This is a genomic window from Streptomyces sp. NPDC037013 (assembly GCF_055607265.1).
The window spans coordinates 727,982-749,187 of the sequence record NZ_JBVJRV010000001.1 but is presented as its reverse complement, the minus strand read 5'-3'; the positions used below and the strand labels follow the sequence as shown (position 1 = coordinate 749,187).

Below are 21,206 nucleotides of genomic sequence, written 5' to 3'. Positions count from 1 at the left end.
GGGACGGGTCCGGTGCTGAGCGGGTCCCCGGTGCTGTGCGGGTCCCCCGGTTCTGGCCGGCTAGCGGACCTCCTCCGGCGACACGGCCTCCGTGATGCCCCGCGCGGCGAGATGCGCCGCGTCGGCGGCCCCGCTCGCGAGGACCACCGTCGGCCGCACGCCGTCCGCCACCAGCCGGGCGAACGCCTCGAAGACCGCCCCGCCGGGGCCGCACTCGGAGCGCCGCGCCACATCGTCGTCCACCACGACCGCGGTGGTCCGCGGTGCCGGGTCGTACGTCCTGCCCCGCCACTCCTCGGCGACGCGGGCGATCGCCGCACCCGCCGGCTTCACCTTGCCCTCGTTGGTCAGGAGGCCCAGGCTGTACTCCAGTTCCGGGAAGTCCGCGAGGTCGCGCGAGACGTCGTGCGAGCACCACCAGGTCACGCCCCACACGTCCCGGCAGTCAAGCGCCGCCTCGACGGTGTGCTCGGTGAAGGACGCGGCGTGCTGGGCGGGTATCAGCGGCGCGGGCGCGCCCACCTCCTGGAGCCAGACGGGACGGCGCGGGTCGTGCGCCCAGGCCTTGGACAGCTCGATCATGTACGCCGCGTGGTGCCGTGTCGCCGTGCCGGTGCGGCCATGCCGCTGGGCGGTGCCGTTGAAGACCCAGGAGTGCACGGCGGTCACCGCGCCGAGCCGGGCGGCCTGCGCGGGGGTGAAGGGCTGGTCGTCCTGGTACCAGGCGGCGTCGTACTCGGCGTGCAGGTGCAGTCTGCCGGGGGCGCCCTCCTCGCAGGCGGCGAGGACGGTGCGCAGCCAGCTCTCGGCCTCCTCCTCGGTGACGCGGTCCGGGTCGGGGTGCGGACCCGCGGAGAACTGGTTGATCTCGTTGCCGATGGTCATGCCGATGAAGTTCGGCCTGTCCGCCAGCGCGCCGGCGAGCGTGCGCAGGTAGGCGGCCTGACCGGAGACGACGTCGGGGTCGGTGAAGATGTTCCGCCGGTGCCAGGTCTGGGTCCACGCGGGCAGGAAGTCGAAGCTGGACAGGTGTCCCTGGAGGCCGTCGACGTTGACGTCGAGGCCGCGTTCGGCGGCGGCGTCGGCGAGCTGGACCAGCTGGTCGACGGCGCGCGGGCGGATCAGCGTGCGGTTGGGCTGGAAGTACGGCCAGATCGGGAAGACCCGTATGTGGTCCAGGCCCAGCGAGGCGATCGCGTCGAGGTCGGCGCGTACGGCGTCGAGGTCGAAGTCGAGCCAGTGGTGGAACCACCCTTGCGCGGGCGTGTAGTTGGCGCCGAAGCGGGGCGTGCGCACCGGCGTCGCGGAGGACGCCGCGGGGGGCGTGGCAAGAGGTGATCGGGAAGGCAATGCGGATCCTGGTTCTGGTGGGGTACGGGGGCGTGCCGTTGCCGCTCAGCCCTTGACCGCGCCCTCGCCCACACCGCGGAAGAAGTACCGCTGCAGACAGGCGAAGAGGACGATCAGCGGGAGCACGGCGATGACGGTGCCCGCGGCGACGAGGCGCTCGTCGTTGGCGAAGGTGCCGTGCAGGTAGTTGAGGCCGATGGTGAGCGTGAACCGGTTGGGGTCGCTCAGCACGATCAGCGGCCACAGGAAGTCGTCCCAGGCGCCCATGAAGGCGAAGATGGCGACGACCGCGAGGGTTCCCTTGACGGCGGGCAGCGCGATGCGCAGGAACCGCTGCCAGACGTTGGCGCCGTCGACGAAGGCGGCTTCCTCGATCTCGTAGGGCACGTTGAGGAAGGCGTTGCGCATCAGCAGGACGTTGAGCGCGGAGACGCAGCCGGGCAGCAGCACACCGATGAGGGTGTTGTTCAGTCCGAGCTCCCGCATGGTCGTGAACTGAGCGATGATGATGCCCTCGACGGGCACCAGCATGGCCAGGATGAAGACGACCGTGAGGGCCTTGCGGCCGCGGTAGCGCAGGCGGGCCAGGGCGTATCCGGCGAGGGTGGCGCCCACGCAGTTGGTGACGACGTTGGCGGCGGCCACCTTCAGGGAGTTGAGCGCGTAGTCCCAGACGGGGATGGTGTCGGCGACCCGCTCGTAGTTGTGGAAGGTCGGGTCGGAGGGCAGGAACTTGGGCGGCGAGCTGAAGATGTCCTCGTGCGGCCCCTTCAGGGACGTGGACAGCTGCCAGAGGAACGGCCCGATCATCAGTGCCAGCACGGCGAGGAGGAGTCCGTAGCGCAGGACGATCTCCCACACCGGCATCCGGCGGCCGTTCTCGTCGGTGATGCGCCGCCGGGGTGCCCGGCGCGCCGCGCGCTCCGCGGCCGCCGGGGGCGTCTTCTCGGTGGTGGTCACGCGTCCTCCTTCCGGTCGGCCCGCAGCACGAGCAGCATCAGCGCGACGGTGACGACGAAGACGACGACGGAGATCGCCGACGCGTAGCCGACCCGGCCGGTGAGGCCGGTGCCGACGCGCTGCACCAGCATCACGAGCGTGGTGTCCTCGCCGGCCGGGCCGCCGGTGGGCCCCGCCATGAGGTAGACCTCGGAGAAGACCTTGAAGGCGGCGACCGAGGAGAGCGCGCCGACCAGGACCATGGTGGAGCGCACCGCGGGCACGGTGACGGTGAGGAAGCGGCGGATGGCCCCCGCGCCGTCGACCGCGGCCGCCTCGTGCAGTTCGCGCGGCACGTTGGCGAGCGCCGCGAGGTAGATGATCATGTAGTAGCCGAGGCCTTTCCAGACCGTGACGGCCATGGCGCTGAAGAGGAGCATCCACTGGTCGCTGAGGAAGCCGACCTTGCCGACGCCCACCGCTTCGAGCACGGCGTTGACAAGTCCGCGTTCGTCGAGCATCCACACCCAGATGAGCCCCACGACGACGATCGAGGCGACCACCGGGGTGTAGAAGGCGGAGCGGAAGAAGGTGATGCCGGGGATGTGCTTCTGGACCAGCATCGCGAGCAGCAGCGGCAGCAGGACGAGCGCGGGGACGACCACGAGGACATAGATCGTGCTGTTGCGCAGGCCGATCCAGAACATGTCGTCGTGCAGCAGCTCGGAGAAGTTGGCGAACCCGACGTACTCGCCGGGCAGCAACGTCCGTTTGTCCGTGAGGGAGTTGTTGAGCGTGCTGATGAACGGATAGAGGATGAACACCGTGACGATCGCGAGCCCGGGAGCGGCGAACAGCCAGGGGCTGGTGGGCAGTTGACGCCTGATCTTGGCGGGGCCCCGGCCGGTGGGCCGGACGCCGCCGGCCGCGGGGGCACGGCTGGCGTCCGGGGGCCTGGTGGTGGTACGGGTCTTCATGGCTGACGTTCCCTGGTCATGGCTCGACACGGCGTCGGCGCTCAGCTCTGCTGCAGCAGCCGGTCACAGTTCTTGACAGCGTTGTCAAGCGCTTCCTTGGGGCTCTCCTTGCCCTGCAGCGCCTTGGCGACGGAGTTGCGCAGCTCGACCTTCATCTGCTCACTGAAGAGCACGGGCGTGTAGTTGACCGCGGTCTTGATGGACTTCGCGGCGGCGACGCGGACCCGCGTCTCCTCCTTGCCGTCCTGCTCGGTGAAGTAGGGGTCGTCGAGGGTGCCCGCGGTGCTGGGGAAGATCGCGACCTTCTTGGCGAACTCCATCTGGTGCCGGGCGTCGGTGACGAAGTGGGCGAAGGCGACGGCGGCCGGTGTCTGCTTCGTGCGGGCGTTCACCATCACGCCCATCACGTACATGTTGTCCTTGCCGGTGTTGCTGATCTGCGGGGTGATGCCGATGTTCTTGTAGAGCTTCGGGGCGTCCTTCTTGAACTTCTCCAGGTCGAGGGCGCTGCCGGGGTTCATGGCGACGGCCTCGGTGAGGAACTTCTTGCCCGTGGACTCCGGCGTCGCGGTCAGCGCCTGGCCGTCGAGGGCCTTGGCGTCGTACAGCTTCTTGTACTTGGTGAGGAGCTCGACGCCCTTGGCGCCGTTGAAGGTGAAGCCGGTGCCTTCCTTGTTCATCAGGGGGACGCCGTAGCGCCCGAAGTCCTCGATGGTGGGGACGTTGGCGAGGGTGGCGACCTTTCCGTCGCTCTTGTCGGCGAGCTGCAGGGCCTGGTCGAAGAGCTGGTCGTAGGTCTTCGGGGGCTTGTTCTCGTCGAGACCGGCCTCCTTGAAGAGGCGCTTGTTGTAGAAGAGCGGCCCGGTGTTCAGGTACCAGGGGAAGGCGTAGGTGCCGTCCATGCCCGGTATCTGGTGGCTCTTCCAGGCGCCGGGGAGGTACTCCTTCTCGTACTTGCCCGCGGCCTTGTCGAGGTCGAGCGCGATGCCCGCCTTGGCGAGCGGCGCCACCAGGTCGGGCGAGACGTTGACGACGTCCGGGAGGGTGCCCGCGCCGGCGTCGGCACTGATCTTGTCGGCGTACCCCTCGCCGGGTTGGTCGACCCACTTCACGTCGGTGCCGGGGTACTTCTTCTCGAACTCGGCGACCAGGCCCTCGAAGTAGGGCTTGAAGTTGGCCTTCAGGTTCCAGGTCTGGAAGGTGATCTTGCCTTCGATCTTCCCGGACGCGTCCTGGGAACCGCCGCCGTCACCACCGTCGCCACAGGCGCTCAGCGGCAGCAGGACGGCGAGGACGGCGCCTGCGGCGACCGCTCTGCGGGGGATACGGGAGATACGCACGGTGAAACGGCTCCTTTGCTCGGCCCAGCGTGAGACGGCGGTGACTGCACCTGTCCAAGCCGGGCAATCCACGCCGAGGCAGACCCTGCATCCAGTTGCGGCGCGAAGTCAATGGATTCGTGGAAAAGAATGCGAAGATCGGTCGATCGTCCCAACAACTGCCCTGGTCAGGAGGGCGTGTTACGGGTCTTGCGGTCGATGACTAATGCGCTTTAGGGTCGGTCCGCTCAAGCGCATTAGTATCCGGGAGCCAGGAAAGGGGCAACGGGTGCAAGGCAAGCGGTCACCGGCACGCCGGCCGACCATGAAGGACATCGCGCGCCGCGCCGGGGTCTCCGAGAGCGCCGTCTCCTTCGCGCTCAACGACCGGCCCGGCGTCTCCGACATCACCCGCGACCGGGTCCGCAGGGTCGCGGAGCAGCTGGGCTGGCGGCCGAGCACGGCGGCGCGCGCCCTGTCCGGCGAGGGCTCGGCGACGGTGGGCCTTGTGGTGGCGCGGCCCGCGGCGACCCTGGGCGTCGACTCGTTCTTCCTGCAGCTGATCTCGGGCATCCAGGAGGTCCTCGCCGAGCGGCACTTGGGGCTGCTCTTCCAGGTGGTGGAGGACGTGGCCGCCGAGTGCGCGGTCTACCGGCGCTGGTGGGCCGAGCACCGGGTGGACGGCGTCCTGGTGGTGGACCCGCGCACGGACGACCCGCGGCCTGCGCTCCTGGACGAGCTGGGTCTGCCCGCCGTGGTGACCGGCGGGGTGCCCGACCCGGAGGCGGGACACCCGGGGCTCTCCACGGTGTGGGCGGACGACGCGGGCGCCATGGCGTCGGTCGTCGGCCATCTGCACGCGCTGGGGCACCGCAGGATCGTGCACATCGCGGGGCTCGAAGGGCTCGCGCACACCGAGCGCCGCATCCGCACGCTGCGCGTCGAGGCGGCGGGACGCGGCATGTCGGGGGTGCGTTCGGTGACGACGGACTATTCGGACGCGGAGGGGGCCGCCGCGACCCGGCGGATCCTGGAATCCGCCGAGCCGCCGACGGCCCTGGTGTACGACAACGACGTGATGGCCGTGGCCGGTGTCGCCGCGGCGACCTCCCTCGGCTTCGCGGTCCCTGACGACGTCTCGGTGGTCGCGTGGGAGGACTCGGCGCTCTGCCGCATGGTGCATCCGTGGCTGACGGCGCTCTCCCGGGACACGGTGTCGTTCGGCCGCACGGCGGCCCGTGAGCTCCTCGCCCTGCTGGACGACGGCCCGGCGGCCACCGTGCAGGTGCCGCTGCCCCGGCTGATCGAGCGGGAGAGCACGGGGCCTTCGCGCGGGGAACGGGCCGTGCGGGCGCGCGGATAGACCGCTCCCGCACGACGGCGTGGCCCGGGGTGACCGTCCTCCCCCGGCCGGCCCGGGTCCGCCGCCGGTGCCGGTCAGGCGCCCCCGGGCTTACCGAACTCCTCGATGAGGACGGGGTACTGCTCCCCGCCGTGACCGGCAGCGATGGCGCGGTCGGCCATCGCCTTGATCAGCCTGGGCAGTTCGGAGTTGACCCCCACCGCCTCGCTCTCCTCGATCAGGTGCGCCATCGCCCGCGCGTCGGTCTCCAGGGCCGACACCTCGGCGGGGAAGGAGCCGGCGTCGATCTGCTCGGCGTATCCGGGCAGCCACTCCGCCACTCCGACGGCGATCTGCCGGGCGAACGGCGCGTACGTCGCGGCGTCGACCCCGGCCGTCCTGAGCAGGGCCGTGCCCTGGAGCCAGGCGTTCAGGACGCTCCACATCATGGCCAGCCCCGCCACGTCGTACAGGGACGCCAGACCGTGGTCGGCGCCGAGGTGGGCGACGGTACCGAGCGCCGCGAGGGTCGGCTCGTGCGCCGCGAAGTCCTCCTGCGGGCCGCTGTACAGCAGTACGGCGTCGGCCGTGCCGATCCCGGAGGGGATCGCCATGATGGCGCCGTCCAGGTAGCGGGCGCCGCGCTGTTCGGCCCAGCGGGCGGTCTCGCGGGCCTGGGCGGAGTCGCCGGAGGTCAGATTGACCAGGGTCGTGCCGGCCGGCTCGACGCCGTCCGCGTCGAGCAGTTCGCGTACGGCCGCGTAGTCGGTGAGGCAGACGATGGTGAGGGGGCTCGCCTTGAGGGCGTCGTCCACCGTCGGCGCCACCCGGGCGCCGTCGGCGACGAGTTGGTCGGCCTTGGCGGCCGTGCGGTTCCACACGGTGGTGGGGTGCCCGGCCTTGAGGAACGCCCCGGCGAGGGCGCTGCCCATGAGTCCGAGGCCCATCACGGTCACCGCCGAGGGGGCCGTGCCGTGGGTGTCGCTGTCTGTCGTGTCGCTCGTCGTTCGGTTCATGGCACCATCGTCAACGTTCATACCGGTGTGAAGGTCAAGTGAGGTTTTCGGTGCGTATCGGGGAACTGAGTCGACGGACGGGCGTCAACGCCCACCAGTTGCGCTACTACGAGGCCCAGGGGCTCCTGGAGGCGGAGCGCCGCGCGAACGGCTACCGCGAGTTCGACGAGACGGCGGTACTTCGGGTGACGCAGATCCGGCACCTGCTCGGTGCCGGACTGTCCTCCGAGGACATCGCGTACGTGCTGCCCTGCGCGGACGGGGAGGCCCCGGCCCTGCCCGCCTGCCCCGAGCTGCTCGCCGCGATGCGCGCCCGACTGCGGCGTCTGGAGCATCAGATGGACACGCTCGGCCGCTCCCGCGACGCTCTGACGCACTACATCGCCGCGGCCGAACGCATGGGCGGGGACAGCTACCCACCGCTGGAGGTCCCGGAACTGGAGCGGGCCACCGCCTGATCCTTCGCGTTCTCCCGGACCTCCGACCGGTGGAGCTCGAACCCGGCGATCCGCACCGGGCCCCGCGCCCGCGTCACCCGCAGCCGCCATCGCCGTGCCGTCATCGGCGCGGCGAGCCGCAGCACTCGGCTCGCGCCCACCGTGTCGGCCTCGGTCACGGTCCGCCACCCCTTGCCGTCGTGCGCCTCGACGACCACGTGCTCCACCTGCTGCCCGTGCCGGATGTCCTCCGCGAGGCGGATCCGGTCGACCTCGCGGGCACGGTCGAGTACGACGGTCACCGTGCCCTTGGCCCGGTCGTGCCGGAGTGGGGCGCCGCGGGCCAGGTCCCCGGGCAGTTCGCGGCGGATGCGCGCGCGGAACTCGCGCATCCGCGCCACGTCCGCGTCCGGCAGCAGACCGCGCCGGTCCGGCGGAACGTTCAGCAGGAGTACGGAGTTGCGCCCGACCGAGCGGAACCAGATGTCGGTCAACTCATCGACGGACTTGGGCTGTTGGTCCTCGTGGTAGAACCAGCCCGGCCGGATCGACACGTCGCACTCGGCGGGCCACCACTGCAGGTACTGGGCGACGGAGCGCGCCTCCACGAGCGCGTCGCGGCTGCCCTGGTCGGGCGCGTCGTACTTCAGGGCGTAGTCGACGCTGCCGTTCCCGGATTCCTTGACGGGGATGACGCTCCACTCGTTCTCGCGCGCCAGGCCGCCTTCGTTGCCGACCCATCGGACGTCGGGCCCGCGGACGGCCATCGTGGCGTCCGGGGCGAGGGCGCGGATCAGCGCGTACCAGCTGTCCCAGTCGTACGTCTCGACCTTGTCCGGCGGAATGCGGCCCTGCGCCCCGTCGAACCAGACCTCGTCGACCGGCCCGTACTGGGTGAGCACTTCGTAGAGCTGGTTGAGCATGTGGGCGCCGTAGTCGGTGGCGTCGAGCGTGAAGCTGCGCGGGTCGGTGCCGGTCCGGTCGTCACCGGGCACGAGGGTGGGGATGGTCCGTGCGGAGCGCTTGCTGCCGTTGGCGTAGACGCCGTGCAGGTACTGGTTCTCGTCGGCGGGCGAGATGTACACGCCCACCTTGATGCCGTACCGCCGCAGGGAATCGGTGAACGAGCGCAGCACATCGCCCTTGCCGCCGCGCCAGCTGCTGCTCGCCACGGTGTGCCCGGTGTAGCGCGAGGGGTAGAGCACGAAGCCGTCGTGGTGCTTGACGGTGAGGATGGCGAGGTTGAAGCCGCCGTCGCGCAGGGCCCTCGCCCACTGGTCGGTGTCGAGTCCGGACGGTTGGAAGACGTCCGGGTCCTCGTCGCCCGTGCCCCATTCGAGGCCGGTGAACGTGTTGACGCCGAAGTGCAGGAAGGCGGTCTGTTCCAGCTTCTGCCAGGCGATCTGGCGTGCGGTGGGGCGGACTCTGGAAGCCTTGGCGACGAGCGTGGCGGCCGAGTCGCCGGGGCCGATGCGGATGCGGTGGGGCGGTTCGGCGCCGCCGGCCCTGCCGGGGGCGGAGGCAGCGGGCGGGGTGGCGGACGCGGCGGCGACCGTGGTGACGGCGGCGGCCATGAAGAGACGTCTGCTGACGGTCATGGGAGTGCCGATCTCCTCGAAGGGACGGAAGGGGGCAGAGGCCGAAGGGGTGGAGACAGGTCAGGACTTCGTCAACGTCCAGACCGCCGAGGCCCGTTGGTCGGGCGGGAACTGGAGGATCCGGCCGTCCCGCGTGACGTGCGCGGCCATGCGCGTGATGGCGTTGGTGAGGCGGTGGCCGCCCGGGGTCCCGGTGAGCTCCCACCGCTGGAGGGTGTTCTTCGCGTCGCACGTCTCCTCGGTGACGGCCGTGCCGGGCTGGAGCGGCACGTTGAGCGTCAGCTTGCCGCTGCGGGTCTCCAGACACCTGCCGCTCGCCGTGGACCTCACGGTCACGTAGCCGTCGGCGGTGCGCTCGACCTCGACCTCGCGGGCCCCGGCGCGTCCCCGCGTGTCGCGCAGCGTGTACGTCCCGTCGGCGACGGGGACCTTCGTCAGGTCCCGCCGGCCGGGCGCCTGTCCGACCGATCCGGCGCGGGCGGCGAACTCCGCGTACGTCGGGTCGGGATGGGCGGAGCCCCAGGTGACCTGCGCGATGTGTGCGAGCGGCAGCGCCGCGGCGGCGGCCACCTCGTTCTCGGTCTCGCCGCGGCCGTTGTCGGGCCACAGGCTGACCTTCGCGCCGGTGATGCCGTCGCTCGTGGCGAGCCGCTCGCCCTCGAAACTGCGCGGGTCCCACCGCTGGTCGTACAGCTTCCCGGTGTCGGTGTGGAAGCCGCCGCGCACGAGGTAGAGGGAGTAGGCGGCGTTCATCAACGGGTGGCCCTGCGCGATGAGCCGGCTGGGCTTCACCTGCACGTCGAGCCAGTGCTCGACGGTCGTGCCGGATGCCACGGGGACGGTGTTCGCGCCGGTGAGGCCGTCGTTCCAGATGCGCAGGTCCTTGCCCTTGCCCGCCGCGTAGGCGTGCACCCGGTTCACGAAGTCGACGAAGGCGTCCTGCGGAGTGGCGTGCTCGCCGTACCTCTTCTTCGCGTACTCCAGGATGTGGGGGTACTTGGCGAAGTCGGAGCCGAGCATGTACTCGTCGGCTCCCATGTGCCAGGACGTGGCGGGGAAGACGTCGGCGTACTCGTCGATCAGGCTCTTGTAGTAGTCGAGAGCGGCGTCCTCGGTGATGTCGAGGCGCGAGGGCTGCGGTGTGCCGTCGGAGTCGGTGAGTTGCAGGTCGGGGCGTTTCTCCAGCCAGGGGTCCATGTGGCCCGGGGAGTTGATCTCCGGGACGATCGTGACGTGGTACTTCTCGCCGAGCGCGACCAGGCGGCGCACTTCGCTCTTGGTGTAGTAGCCCCAGGAGTTGGCCTCGGGGTGCCGGTCGCTCTTGACCTTGAGCTCCAGGAGCAGCTGGTTCTGCTTGTGGTACGCCATGTCGCGCACGAGGTTCTCCAGCCAGGGCGTGGAGACGTGGACGTAGCAGGCACAGACGCCGACCCCGCGCTCCCGGTAGCGCGGCACGTCGACGGTGCGTCCGCCGGGCACACGGTCGTCGTCGGACAGGAGCTGGAGGAGGGTCCGGGTGCCGTAGAAGGCGCCGGCCTCGGCCGCGCCGGTGATCTCCAGGCGGCCGCCGGACCGGAGCTCGTACCCTTCGGCGCCGAGCGGTTTCCGCGCCGGGTCGACGTCGATGACGATGTCGCCGGGGCGTGCGGCGGCGCGGGACAGGACCGGCGGCCGGCGCTGTCCCGCGGCTCGCAGGTCGTCGGCGAGGGTGTCGGCGACACGGCGTGCCGCGGGGTCGCGGGCGATGAGACGGGTGCCGGGGCCGAACCGGTAACTCTCCCCGGTGGGCGTCCAGTCGGTGAGGGCGGGGACGGTGCGCGGCACGTCGGGGGCGGCGGGCCTGTCGGCGCCGACCGCCGGGGCGGGGGCCGCGATGAGGAGCAGAGCGGCAGCAAAGAGCGTGCGCAGTGCGGTCATGAGGTCCGATGATTCAAGCGCCCCACAGGGGTGTCAATGCACCGCGCACCACGGGGAGTTGGACATTTGCGCAGCCCTCTCACGGCCTCCGGGTCGCCGCCCTACACACCGGCACGTACCGATCCATCGGATGAATACCGGTCTTCGCGGGCCCGGACACACCGGTGCCCCCGGCCCTTCGGGGGCGGGGGCACACGGCGAAGCGGAGCGGGCCGATACCGGAGTGCGGGATCGGGTACCGGATCAGTCGATACCGGGGAGGATGTGCGGCTCGGCGAGGTCGTCCTCGTAGCCGGCCAGACGGATCGGGGCCGCCTTGGCCCACGCCTCCAGGTTGCGGAGCTTCTGGGGCCGTCCGGCCCGTTCGCCGCCGCGTTCCGCCGGTCGCTTTTCGTGCTTCGTCAGATCGGGTGTCACCGCGCACTCCTTTGTGTCGCGTAACGGAAGGACAGAGCGTGTTCGGTCGCGGTGGCGCCGGTTTCTGGCGGGACCGCGGCCGTGGTACCAGCCTGTCCCGGGGCGGCCGAGGGAGGCTTGTGGCTCCCTAGTGGCTGCCCGTTCGCCCCAGGTTAACCAAATGAGCGAAGCCGCGCTCGATGGGGCCCCGCAGAGGGGGGGTGAATTCCGCACGATGACGGACCAGACGGCGTACGGAACGGGCAGGCCAGGCGTGACGTCCGTGACCGTCGGCATCCGGAGGGGCGCCTTCACCCTCGCGAGGCATCCCACAGGGGCCACACCGCCGGCCCGCGCCCCGGCCCGTACCGGCGGACGGGGCGGGGCGATGTGACCCGATTCACACGCGGAGAACCGCGCGGGCTACCACTTTCCGGGCGCGTAGTCCTTCAGGAAGACGCCGTACAGGTCCTCGCCGGCCTCGCCGCGCACGACCGGGTCGTAGACGCGGGCGGCACCGTCGATCAGGTCGAGCGGGGCGTGGAAGCCCTCCTCGGCCAGGCGCAGCTTGTCGTAGTGCGGGCGCTCGTCGGTGATCCAGCCGGTGTCGACCGACGTCATGAGGATGCCGTCGGTCTGGAACATCTCCTGGGCGCTGGTCCGCGTCACCATGTTCATCGCGGCCTTCGCGGCATTGGTGTTGGGGTGGCCCGCGCCCTTGTAGCCGCGGCCGAACACGCCCTCCATCGCGGAGACGTTGACGATGTAGGCGCGGCCGCTCGCCGCCTTCTTCGCGGCGTCGGCCATGGCCCCGCGCAACGCGCTGATCAGGATGAACGGCGAGGTGTAGTTGCAGAGTTGGGTTTCGAGGAGCTCCACGGGGGAGATCTGCTCGATGGTCTGCACCCAGGTGTTGCTGTCGACGACGTCCGGGACCAGGCCGCCGGCGTCGATGGCGGTGCCGTCGAGGTGCCGGGCGACACTCGCGTTCCCCGCGACGAGGGCGAGGTCGGCGACCTTCTGCGCGTCCAGGGTGCTGGTGCCGACGGGCAGCGCGGCCAGGCCGTCGACCGCACCGGAGTTGAAGGCGCCGATGACGGAGTGGGCGGGCAGTTCGCCGGCGGGCAGCGGCGCGCTCTCGCCGTCGACCAGCGCGGCGTAGGCGGACGGCAGGCGGCGCACGGTCTGCGTCGCGTTGTTGATCAGGATGTCGAGCGGTCCCGCCGCGGCGACCCGCTCGGCGAGGGCGACGGACTGCGCCGGGTCGCGCAGGTCGATGCCGACGATCTCCAGCCGGTGCAGCCACTGCTCCGAGTCGTCCATCGCCTTGAAGCGGCGGATGGCGTCCTTGGGGAACCGCGTGGTGATCGTCGTGTGGGCGCCGTCACGGAGGAGGCGCAGCGCGATGTACATGCCGATCTTGGCGCGGCCGCCGGTCAGCAGGGCGCGCTTGCCGCTGAGGTCGGCGCGGGCGTCGCGCCTGCTGCGGTTCAGACGGGCGCAGTCCGGACAGAGCTGGTGGTAGAAGTAGTCGACTTCCACGTACCGCGTCTTGCAGGTGTAGCAGGAGCGCGGGCGCTGGAGTATCCCCGCGATCCGGCCCTCGTCCGTCTGCGAGGAGGGCAGCAGCCCCTCGGTCTCGTCGTCGATGCGCTGGGCGGAGCCGGTGGCGGTGGCCTCGGTGACGGCCTTGTCGTGCGCGGTCTTGGCGGCGCGCCGCTCCTGGCGGCGGCGCTGCTTCACCGTGCGGTAGATCCCGGCGGTGGCCCGGCGCACGGCGATCGCGTCGGGGTGGTCGACGTCCAGCTTGTCCAGCTCGTCGAGGACGCTGAGGCAGACGGCGAGACGGTCCGGGTCGATGCCGGGGCCGTACTGGACGGTCCCCTCCTGGCTTTCGTCTGTCACCGTCATCGCCGCTGTCCTCGTGTCATTCCGTGCCACGGCGCATCTGGTCGTCCGCGGAAGCTCCAAAAGGGGGAGTTTACGTAGCGGCGGCCCCGGTCACCAAACCCGCGCCCTCTCGCACACCGCCACGAGACCACCGAGCACGTACCGCAGCGCCGCGCAGCCGTCAGCCCCGTGACGCGGACCACACGGGCGGCGTCGCCAGTGAGGCCGTCACGACCACCGGGGCCGCCCGGCCCGCCTCGCGCAGGGCCTCCGCGGTCATCTCGACCAGCCACACCGCGACGTCCGGCGACCACTCCCGCGTACCGCAGCCGAACCGGATCACCTCGGACATGCCCTCGGTGCGCACCGTGCGCCCGAGGTCGAGTGCCAGTCCCGGAAGGTCGCCCCCGGCAGCGGTCGCGGCCCCGGTCGCGGTGATGCCCACCGCATCCTGTGCCCGCTCCCGCACCGCGTCGCGCAGGGCGGGCGCGTCGTCTCCGGTCGGGCCGCCCTCGCCGGGACGGCAGGAGACGGTCACCACCACCTCGTGCCGGGCGTCGGGGTCGGCCAGCTCGAACCACGGTGCCAGTTCGATCTGGTGGAAGGCCGTGTCCCGCTCGGTCGCCTCCAGCGGGAGCAGGGCGTGCAGGCCCGTGAACGACACCTCGCCGACGCGGGCCAGCGTGTCCGACAGCACCAGGGCGATCGGCCGGACGGGCAGTCCGGGGCGCGGCGGGTCTGTGCACACCCCGGCGCCCAGCCACGCCAGTTGACGTACTTTCCCGTCCTGCGTCCAATCCCCGCCGACGTCTTCGTGCGCCCAGGCCGTCGGCTCGTGCTCGGCCGTGACCTCGCCGTCCTCGTGCAGCAGGCCGCCCACGGTCCGCCACCCGTACGATCCGGCCCGGTCCACGGCGAGAAAGAGGATCTCCTCCTCCGCGGTGCCCCCGCCCTCGTCGTCGGCGTCCCGCGTCACCACCCGGTCGAACCACGGGTGGCGTCGAAGGGTCCCGTGCAGGCCGACGACGACAGAAGGGGGAAACACAGTCGGGCACTCCCGGGAAGAGACGTGAGGCGGTGCCGGAAGATTACTCCGGGCACCGCCTCGGTCGTCGAAAGCCTCGGCCGTCGGACCGCCTCAGCCGTCGATCAGAGCCCGCAGCCCAGCTTCTGCGTCGCGGTGATCTTCTTCGAGCTGTCGTCGGCGTAGCCGATCAGGTCGACGTCGATGACGCTGCGGAACTCGTGCACGCCCACGTTGTACGTGCACTTGTACGCCGCCGCCGTGCGCTTGCCGCTGCCGCCGCCCGAGTAGACGTTCTTCGCCGACTTGGTGAGGGTCTTCCACTCGCCGCCGCGCTTGACCTGGAGCCACACGGTGACCTTGGCCTTGACCCCGCGGGCCGGGCCGCGCAGGTTCTTCCACCAGCCGTGGGCGTTGATGTGCCCCTTCACCGTGTGCGAGAAGTGGACGTTGTCGCCCATGGTCTGGAACGCCCCCACCCCGGAAGCGGCACCGGACTTGGCCGTGGCGACGCTGCGGTACTGCGGCGCCTCGGAGGCGGCGGCGTGGGCCGGCACGACGGCGGCGGCGGTCAGCACAGTGGCCAGGGCAGCCGAAGCCGCCCCCGTACGGATACGCACGTGGAGTTCCCCCCAAAGGATCGTTCGGTCGCGGCACGTTCGACGCGACGTTGGTCTGATCCGCAGTCTAAAACACCTGGTCGGTCACCTGACGACCGGTGGAGCGGCTCCTTCCGCCGTCCCCCACGCCGGGGGCTTCCGGCCCACCGTGAAGGCCAGTTCGCGGCTGCGGCGGATGTCGTCCGTCGTCAGGTAGGTCGCGTCGTGGGCGACCCCGTCCAGCCGCGCCGACTGAATGTAGCGCCTGCTGTCCGAGGTGCCCGGAGCCGTCACCGTCAGGCGGCCGTGCGGGTAGTGGCGGCGATCCAGGCGCAGGTCGACGCGGTCGAAGACGGGGGTCGACAGGCCCCAGGTGTCCGTGCCGGGCTGGACCGGGAAGAGGCCGATCGAGGAGAGCACGTTCCAGGCGGACATGGTGCCGAGGTCGTCGTTGCCGGTCATGCCGGTGGGGGTGTCGGTGAAGAGCGTCAGCGCGGCGTGCACCACGTCGGTGGTCTTCCACGGCTGGCCGGTCGAGAGGTAGGTGTAGGGCGCGATGAGGTCGGGTTCGTTCTGCGGGTTGTACTTGTCGGCGTTGTAGTAGTCGTAGGGCCCGTTCACCCACACCTTCCGCGCGGTCCCGGCCGGATCCTTCAGGAGCTGGTCGTAGGCGAAGAAGGAGTCGAGCCGACCGGTCGCGGCCCGCTCGCCGCCGATCAGGTCGACCATGCCGGGGATGTCCTGCGGGACGAGCCACTGGTACTGCCAGCTCGTGCCCTCGTGGAAGCCCTCGCTCCTGGCCGGGTCGGCGGGGCCGGTGAAGGCTCCCGAGGCGTCCCGGGCGCGGAAGAACCCGGTGGAGGCGTCGAAGATCTTCCGGTAGTTCCGGGCGCGGGCGGCATAGCGCTCCGCGTCCGTCCGGTGGCCGAGTTCGCGCGCCATCGATCCGAGCATCGCGTCGGAGAGGGCGTACTCCAGGGTGGCGGAGGCGCCGTGGTCGTAGTCGGAGTCGCCGGGCTTGGCGTGCGGTCGGCCCGCGATGTACGGGGCGAAGCCGTCGGCCTGGTACTCCTTGTTGGCCTCGCGGCCCACGGCCGCGGAGTCGGCGGGCGGTACGCCGTCGGCGTTCTTCTTCAGCGCGCGGTACGCCTTCTCCTCGTACCCCTTCAACAGGCCCTGCTGGTAGGCGTTGGTGAGGAACGGGGTGACCGGGTCGCCGGTCATGATGTTCGTCTCGACCGTGCCGTGGCCCCACTTGGGGAGCCAGCCGCTCTCCTCGTCGATCTTCAGGACGGAGAGCGCCATGTCACGGGACTCGTGCGGGGCGAGGAGCGCGAGGAGTTGCGCCTGGGTGCGGTAGGTGTCCCACAGCGACCAGTTCTGGTAGTACGTGAAGCCGCCGTCGTCGAGCGCCCGGTGGACCTTCTGGTCCCAGCCGGTGTAGCGGCCGTCGACGTCGCTGCCGATGTTCGGGGCGAGGAACGAGCGGTACAGGGACGAGTAGAAGGTGCGGCGCACCGTCTCGCTGCCGCCCCGCACCCGCACGTCGTCGAGCCGGCCCTCCCACGCGTCGCGCGCCGCCTTCGCCACCCGGTCGTACGAACGGCCGCCCTCCGCGCGGAGGTTGCGGGCCGCGCCGCGGGCATCGACGTACGACAGGGCCGTGGTCGCCTCGACGGTGCGGTCCCCGGTGGTGTCGAAGCGGACGAACGCGCCCGTGCGCTCCTCCCCCGCCGCGACCTCCTTCGAGCCCTCGGTGACCGTGCCGCCCTTCCAGGTGCCGGAGGTCGTGAAGGGCCGGTCGAAGCGGGTGACAGTGTGGAGCGTGTACGGCCGGGTGTCCTGGCAGAAGCCCCTGCCGGTGATCGAGGTGCGCACGGTGCGGCTGTCCAGGATCTCGATCTTCGTCCGGACTGTTCGGTGCAGCGACTGGCCCGCGTTGAGCAGGACGTTGGCCTTGCCCGTGGCGGGGAAGGTGTAGCGCTGCACCGCGGTGCGTCGCGTCGCCGTCAGCTCGGCTCCGATGCCGCCGGCGAGCTTCACCCGGTAGCGGCCGGGAGCGGCGCTCTCGTCGTCGTGGCTGAACTCGGCGGCGTACTTGGCGTAGTCGGTCTCCGTGACGTCCCCGGTGGTGGGCAGCACCGGCAGGTCGCCGCCGAGTCCGCAGCCGACGCCCGAGAGGTGGACGGCGGAGAAGCCGCGGATGTGGGTGTCGGAGTGGTCGTAGCCGGTGTTGTGCCCGGTGTCGGGCGAGAACTGCACCATGCCGAAGGGGACGGCGGCGCCCGGGTAGGTGTTGCCCTCGTTCTCGGTTCCGATGAACGGGTTGACCAGATCGGTGAGGCGGCCGTTCCCGCGGGGCGCGTCCGCCCCCGCCGACGGGATCGCCGGGGCGCCGCCGAGCAGCGCGGCCGCCGCCGCCACCGTCCCCGCGCCACGCAGCCGTTGGGTCCATCTCATGGGTGGAAACGCCTCCTCGTAAGCCTTCCGGGAGAGTTTCGGACGACGTGACCGGTCCCCGGCCCGCCCGGACGGCGGACCGGAGACCGTGGGTTCAGGAGCCCGTACAGCCCGGCACCGTGGCCTTCGACGCGTCACGGATCAGCGCTTCGTGAGCCGCCTTCAACCGCCGCACGTCGGGCTTGACCACCTTGCGATCGTAGGTGAGCAGGCCGTTCAACTCGCCCTCCACATCGGTGATCTGGGTGTACACGGCGCCGTTGTTCCCCTTGCAGGCGAGCGCGCGCACCTCGGCGAGCTTGGCGAGGTAGTCGTCCGTGTACGTCGCCGGGTCGACGTCGACGTAACTCTGCTGCACGGCCCAGGCGTGCCCGGGCACCGCGAGCCCGAGGCCGCCGTACTCACCGCTGACCAGGGCCCGTTTCCCATCGGGGTGCGGCGGGAGGGCGGGGCTGGGGTAGCCGTGCTCGTCCATGATGTCCCCGGCGTTCCCGTCGGCCCCGAGGTTCAGCCCCGACATGTTGTTGACCAGCCGCGTGGGGTCCCAGGCCTTCGCCTGGTCGGCGACGCGGCCCACGTCGTACTGGCCCCATCCCTCGTTGAACGTGACCCACATGACGACCGACGGGCTGCCGGCGTGTTCGTCGATCATCTGCTTCATCTCGCGTTCGTACTGGGCGCGGGCGGCCGCGTCCGGGGTGCGGCCGGCCTCCATCGCCGGCATGTCCTGCCAGACGAGCAGCCCGAACCTGTCGGCCCAGTAGAACCACCGGTCGGGCTCGACCTTGATGTGCTTGCGCACGGAGTTGAAGCCCATCGCCTTGTGCATCTCCAGGTCGTACGCGAGTGCCTCGTCGCTCGGCGCCGTGTGCAGCCCATCGGGCCAGAAGCCCTGGTCGAGGGTGGCCATAAGGAAGACGGGCTTGCCGTTGAGGACGGTGCGCGGGGTGCCGTTCACCTTCTCGACGGCGATGGAGCGCATGCCGAAGTAGCCGGTGACACGGTCGTCGCCGACCCGGACCCTGAGGTCGTAGAGGAAGGGGTCATCCGGTGACCAGAGCCGCGGGTCGGTGATCCTGAGGGTGAGCGGCTCCCCGGTGCGTCCGCTGACCTCGGCGACCTTCTTGTGGCCCTCGTACGCGGCGGCGGTGACCCGCACTCCGTCGCGGACGCCCTTGGGCTCGACGGTGACCCGCTCCCCCGCGACGTCCGGGGTGATCTTCAGCGACTCCGCGTGGTCGGCGGCGACCGGCTCCATCCACACGGTCTGCCAGATGCCGGACGACGGCGTGTACCAGATGCCGCTGGGGTCCAGGCGCTGTTTGCCGACGGGCGGGTTCGCGCCCTCGTCGGCGTCGGTCGGGTCGTACACGCCGACGATCAGTTCCTGGGTGCGGCCGGGCTTCAGCGCATCGGTGACATCGGCGCCGAACTTGTCGTAGCCGCCCTTGTGTTCAGTGACCTTCCTGCCGTTGACGTACACCTCGGTCTGCCAGTCGACGGCGCCGAAGTTCAGGCTCAGCCGCTTGCCGTGGCCGACCCGCCACTCCTTGGGGACGGTGAAGGTGCGCCGGTACCACATGCGGTCCTCGTGCCGCTCGATCCCGGAGAGCTGGGACTCCACGGGGTAGGGGACGAGGATCTTCTCCTTGAGCTTCCTGCCGACCGGGGGCTCCTCGCCCGCCTTCGCCGCGGCGAACTGCCAGGAGCCGTTGAGGTTCCGCCAGTCGGGCCGCTTCAGCTGCGGCCGGGGGTACTCGCGGTGCGCGTTGCCGGGCGTGACGTCATCGGCCCACCTGGTGCGCAGCTCGTACTCGGAGTGGTTGGGGCCGCTGGTCCAGAACTGGCCGACGGCCTTGCCGTCCCTGCCGGTGAGGCCACCCTTGCCGTCGTAGCGGATGTCGGCGAGGCCGGGGGCGTCGCCGCTCTTCTTGCCGACGACGGGTTCCTTCAGGCCGACGAGCAGGCTGCGGGGGTCGGAGGGGTCGGCCTTGACGGTGCCCAGGGGCCACTTGGCGCCACCGATGACCGCGTCCAGGTGGTCGGTGAGGGCGGCAGGCGGGGGCGCGAGCGGCTGGGCGAAGTCCAGCTTGAGGCTGCGGCCGTCCCGCAGCACGGTGGCGTCGATGGCGCCGTCGTAGTCGAAGTCGGCGGGGATGCGCAGGGCGGAGCGCGGGACGGCCCGCTTCTCCGTGCCGGGCTGGGTCCACTTCAGGCGCAGGTTGGAGCCGCCGTAGTGCTCGAAGTACTCGACCTTGATGTCGTAGGCCTTGCCGGCCTCCAACTCGATGGCCCCCGAGGTCTGTTCCTTGTCCCAGTCGTCCTGCCAGTGGTCGATGGCGAGCCTGCCGCCGACCCAGAGGCGGAAGCCGTTGTCGCCGATCATCGAGAAGGTGGTGGCGCCGGACTTCTCGGGTACGATCCGGCCGGTCCAGCGGACGCTGACGTCGTCGGAGCGTCCGGTGGTGGCCCTGAGGCGGGGCTCCAGGTTGCCGAAGTCGATGTTCGGGTCGAGGCCGGTGGCCTTGAGCTCGTCGAAGTCGAAGGCGCCGGGGGCGGACTGGGTGAAGTACTCGCCCTTGAGCCCGTGGATCTCGACCGGGTCGTCCACGGCGGTCGCGGCGGGGGCCGAGGTCAGCCCCGCGATGCCGAGCGCCCCCGCGACCAGCAGGGCGAGGTGTCGGCCGAGGCCTCGGGGACGTCCGGGATGTCGTCTGATGCGCACGGATCCTCCTTGGTGAGGAAGGGTGGCGGCTCGTCGCTGCAGTCTGTACAACGAATCTGTACAACGTTGGAAGGAACGGCAGTTGGCATGACAGCACGCGCTCAGGCGCGCTGTCCAGGGCCATGACAAACGCCCCGAGGGACCGGGGCGGCCACCGACGCAGGGAGAAGCAGTGCGGGTCAGCCTCAAGGACGTCGCGGAGCGCGCGGGCGTCTCGATCAAGACGGTCTCGAACGTGGTGAACAAGTACCAGCACGTCACCCCCGCGATGCGGGCCCGGGTGCAGGAGGCCATCGACGAGCTCGGCTACCGGCCCAACCTGACGGCCCGGCACCTCAGGAAGGGCCGCACCGGCATCATCGCGCTCGCCGTCCCCGAACTCGGCAACCCCTACTTCGCCGAACTGGCCGGCGCCGTCATCGACGCGGCGGCCGAGCACGAGTTCACCGTGCTCCTCGACCACACGCGCGGGGAGCGCGAACAGGAGGTCCTGGTCAGCCAGGGGTTCCGGGCCCGGGTCATCGACGGTCTGATCCTCAGCCCGCTCGAGCTCGAGGCGGAGGATCTGCGGGGGCGCGAGGACGACGTGCCGCTGGTGCTGCTCGGCGAGCGCGAGTACCACCTGCCCTACGACCACATCGCGATCGACAACGTCGCCGCGAGCCGTGCCGCGGTGCGCCACCTCATCGGCCGCGGCCGCACCACCATCGCCTTCCTCGGCGCCCGCACCGACTCCGCCAACCGCCCCGCCCACCTGCGTCTCGCGGGCTGGCGCGAGGAGTTGACGGCGGCCGGGATCGCCGCGCCCGAGAGCCTGGTGGGCCCGGTCGGCGGCTGGGACCGGTGGGACGGGGCCAAGGCCATGGCGCGGATGCTGGACGCGGGAGTGCGACCCGACGCGGTCTTCGCCTACAACGACCTGGTGGCGATCGGCGCGATGCGGGTCCTGCACGAGCGGGGTCTTCGCGTGCCGTGGGACGTGGCGGTGGTCGGTTTCGACGACATCGCCGAGGGGCAGTTCGGAGCCGTCACGCTGACCACGGTCGCCCCGGACAAGCAGGCCATCGCGCGGCTCGCGGTGGAGTCGCTGCTGCACAGTCTGGCTCACCCGGGGGAGCCGGGCGGGCGTGAACTCACCGCGGATTTCCGGCTGGTGGAGCGGGAGAGCACCCTGGGCCGGCGCTGAGCGGAGCGCGCTTCCGCTCGGCCGCCGCCGC

The 21,206-nt window shown here is 71.0% G+C and carries 16 protein-coding genes; 3 read left to right on the top strand and 13 right to left on the bottom strand.

From position 1 onward, the window contains the following. Positions 1 to 60: 60 nt before the first annotated feature. The 4 genes from ACZ7DY_RS03080 to ACZ7DY_RS03065 all read right to left on the bottom strand — a co-directional run bounded on the left by ACZ7DY_RS03080 (position 61) and on the right by ACZ7DY_RS03065 (position 4,606). A complete protein-coding gene (locus ACZ7DY_RS03080; protein WP_471129238.1) occupies positions 61 to 1,296 on the bottom strand; it encodes a glycoside hydrolase 5 family protein in 1,236 nt (411 codons plus the stop codon). A 99-nt stretch (positions 1,297 to 1,395) separates the two neighbouring features. Continuing rightward, positions 1,396 to 2,310, bottom strand: a complete 915-nt coding sequence (locus ACZ7DY_RS03075; RefSeq protein ID WP_471129235.1) for a carbohydrate ABC transporter permease — start codon at positions 2,308 to 2,310, stop codon at positions 1,396 to 1,398. Next, the gene (locus ACZ7DY_RS03070; protein WP_471129233.1) at positions 2,307 to 3,266 is read right to left on the bottom strand and encodes a carbohydrate ABC transporter permease; all 960 of its coding nucleotides are present in this window, start codon (positions 3,264 to 3,266) and stop codon (positions 2,307 to 2,309) included. Before ACZ7DY_RS03070 ends, ACZ7DY_RS03075 begins: the two co-directional genes overlap by 4 nt. A 41-nt stretch (positions 3,267 to 3,307) precedes the next feature. Beyond that, positions 3,308 to 4,606: an extracellular solute-binding protein gene (locus ACZ7DY_RS03065; RefSeq protein WP_471129230.1), complete on the bottom strand. Its 1,299-nt coding sequence runs from the start codon at positions 4,604 to 4,606 to the stop codon at positions 3,308 to 3,310. Between the two features lie 304 nt (positions 4,607 to 4,910). Here ACZ7DY_RS03065 and ACZ7DY_RS03060 point away from each other — a divergent pair, with 304 nt between their 5' ends. After that, positions 4,911 to 5,948: a LacI family DNA-binding transcriptional regulator gene (locus tag ACZ7DY_RS03060; RefSeq protein ID WP_471129228.1), complete on the top strand. Its 1,038-nt coding sequence runs from the start codon at positions 4,911 to 4,913 to the stop codon at positions 5,946 to 5,948. A gap of 74 nt (positions 5,949 to 6,022) precedes the next feature. Here ACZ7DY_RS03060 and ACZ7DY_RS03055 read toward each other — a convergent pair whose 3' ends face one another. Next, the gene (locus ACZ7DY_RS03055; protein WP_471129226.1) at positions 6,023 to 6,943 is read right to left on the bottom strand and encodes an NAD(P)-dependent oxidoreductase; all 921 of its coding nucleotides are present in this window, start codon (positions 6,941 to 6,943) and stop codon (positions 6,023 to 6,025) included. Between the two features lie 50 nt (positions 6,944 to 6,993). Between ACZ7DY_RS03055 and ACZ7DY_RS03050 the strand changes: the two genes are divergently transcribed. Next, complete coding sequence (locus ACZ7DY_RS03050; RefSeq protein WP_471129223.1) at positions 6,994 to 7,401, top strand: MerR family transcriptional regulator; 408 nt, start codon at positions 6,994 to 6,996, stop codon at positions 7,399 to 7,401. Here the strand turns inward: ACZ7DY_RS03050 and ACZ7DY_RS03045 are convergent. The 8 genes from ACZ7DY_RS03045 to ACZ7DY_RS03010 all read right to left on the bottom strand — a co-directional run bounded on the left by ACZ7DY_RS03045 (position 7,356) and on the right by ACZ7DY_RS03010 (position 19,989). Continuing rightward, complete coding sequence (locus tag ACZ7DY_RS03045) at positions 7,356 to 8,978, bottom strand: alpha-L-fucosidase (protein WP_471129220.1); 1,623 nt, start codon at positions 8,976 to 8,978, stop codon at positions 7,356 to 7,358. The two genes, ACZ7DY_RS03050 and ACZ7DY_RS03045, sit on opposite strands and share 46 nt — an antisense overlap. 60 nt (positions 8,979 to 9,038) lie before the next feature. Further along, positions 9,039 to 10,895 (bottom strand): family 20 glycosylhydrolase, encoded by a 1,857-nt coding sequence (locus ACZ7DY_RS03040; protein ID WP_471129219.1) that lies wholly within the window; start codon positions 10,893 to 10,895, stop codon positions 9,039 to 9,041. Positions 10,896 to 11,138: 243 nt separating this feature from the next. Further along, on the bottom strand, positions 11,139 to 11,312 hold the full coding sequence (locus tag ACZ7DY_RS03035) for a hypothetical protein (RefSeq protein WP_167355632.1): 174 nt from the start codon (positions 11,310 to 11,312) through the stop codon (positions 11,139 to 11,141). A gap of 402 nt (positions 11,313 to 11,714) precedes the next feature. Then, entirely contained in the window at positions 11,715 to 13,202 is a 1,488-nt protein-coding gene (locus tag ACZ7DY_RS03030; RefSeq protein WP_471129216.1) for an SDR family NAD(P)-dependent oxidoreductase, read from the bottom strand. A gap of 160 nt (positions 13,203 to 13,362) precedes the next feature. Continuing rightward, positions 13,363 to 14,226 carry a hypothetical protein gene (locus ACZ7DY_RS03025; RefSeq protein WP_471129215.1) on the bottom strand — a complete coding sequence of 288 codons (864 nt, stop codon included), beginning with the start codon at positions 14,224 to 14,226 and terminating at the stop codon, positions 13,363 to 13,365. A gap of 104 nt (positions 14,227 to 14,330) precedes the next feature. Then, a complete protein-coding gene (locus ACZ7DY_RS03020; protein WP_471129212.1) occupies positions 14,331 to 14,825 on the bottom strand; it encodes a hypothetical protein in 495 nt (164 codons plus the stop codon). 84 nt (positions 14,826 to 14,909) lie between these two features. Then, entirely contained in the window at positions 14,910 to 17,264 is a 2,355-nt protein-coding gene (locus ACZ7DY_RS03015) for a GH92 family glycosyl hydrolase (RefSeq protein WP_471129210.1), read from the bottom strand. A 94-nt stretch (positions 17,265 to 17,358) separates the two neighbouring features. Further along, the gene (locus ACZ7DY_RS03010) at positions 17,359 to 19,989 is read right to left on the bottom strand and encodes a PA14 domain-containing protein (protein ID WP_471129207.1); all 2,631 of its coding nucleotides are present in this window, start codon (positions 19,987 to 19,989) and stop codon (positions 17,359 to 17,361) included. A gap of 172 nt (positions 19,990 to 20,161) precedes the next feature. On the opposite strand from ACZ7DY_RS03010, the gene ACZ7DY_RS03005 reads away from it, so the two are divergent. Next, positions 20,162 to 21,175 carry a LacI family DNA-binding transcriptional regulator gene (locus ACZ7DY_RS03005; protein WP_471129205.1) on the top strand — a complete coding sequence of 338 codons (1,014 nt, stop codon included), beginning with the start codon at positions 20,162 to 20,164 and terminating at the stop codon, positions 21,173 to 21,175. The last annotated feature ends 31 nt before the right edge of the window (positions 21,176 to 21,206 follow it).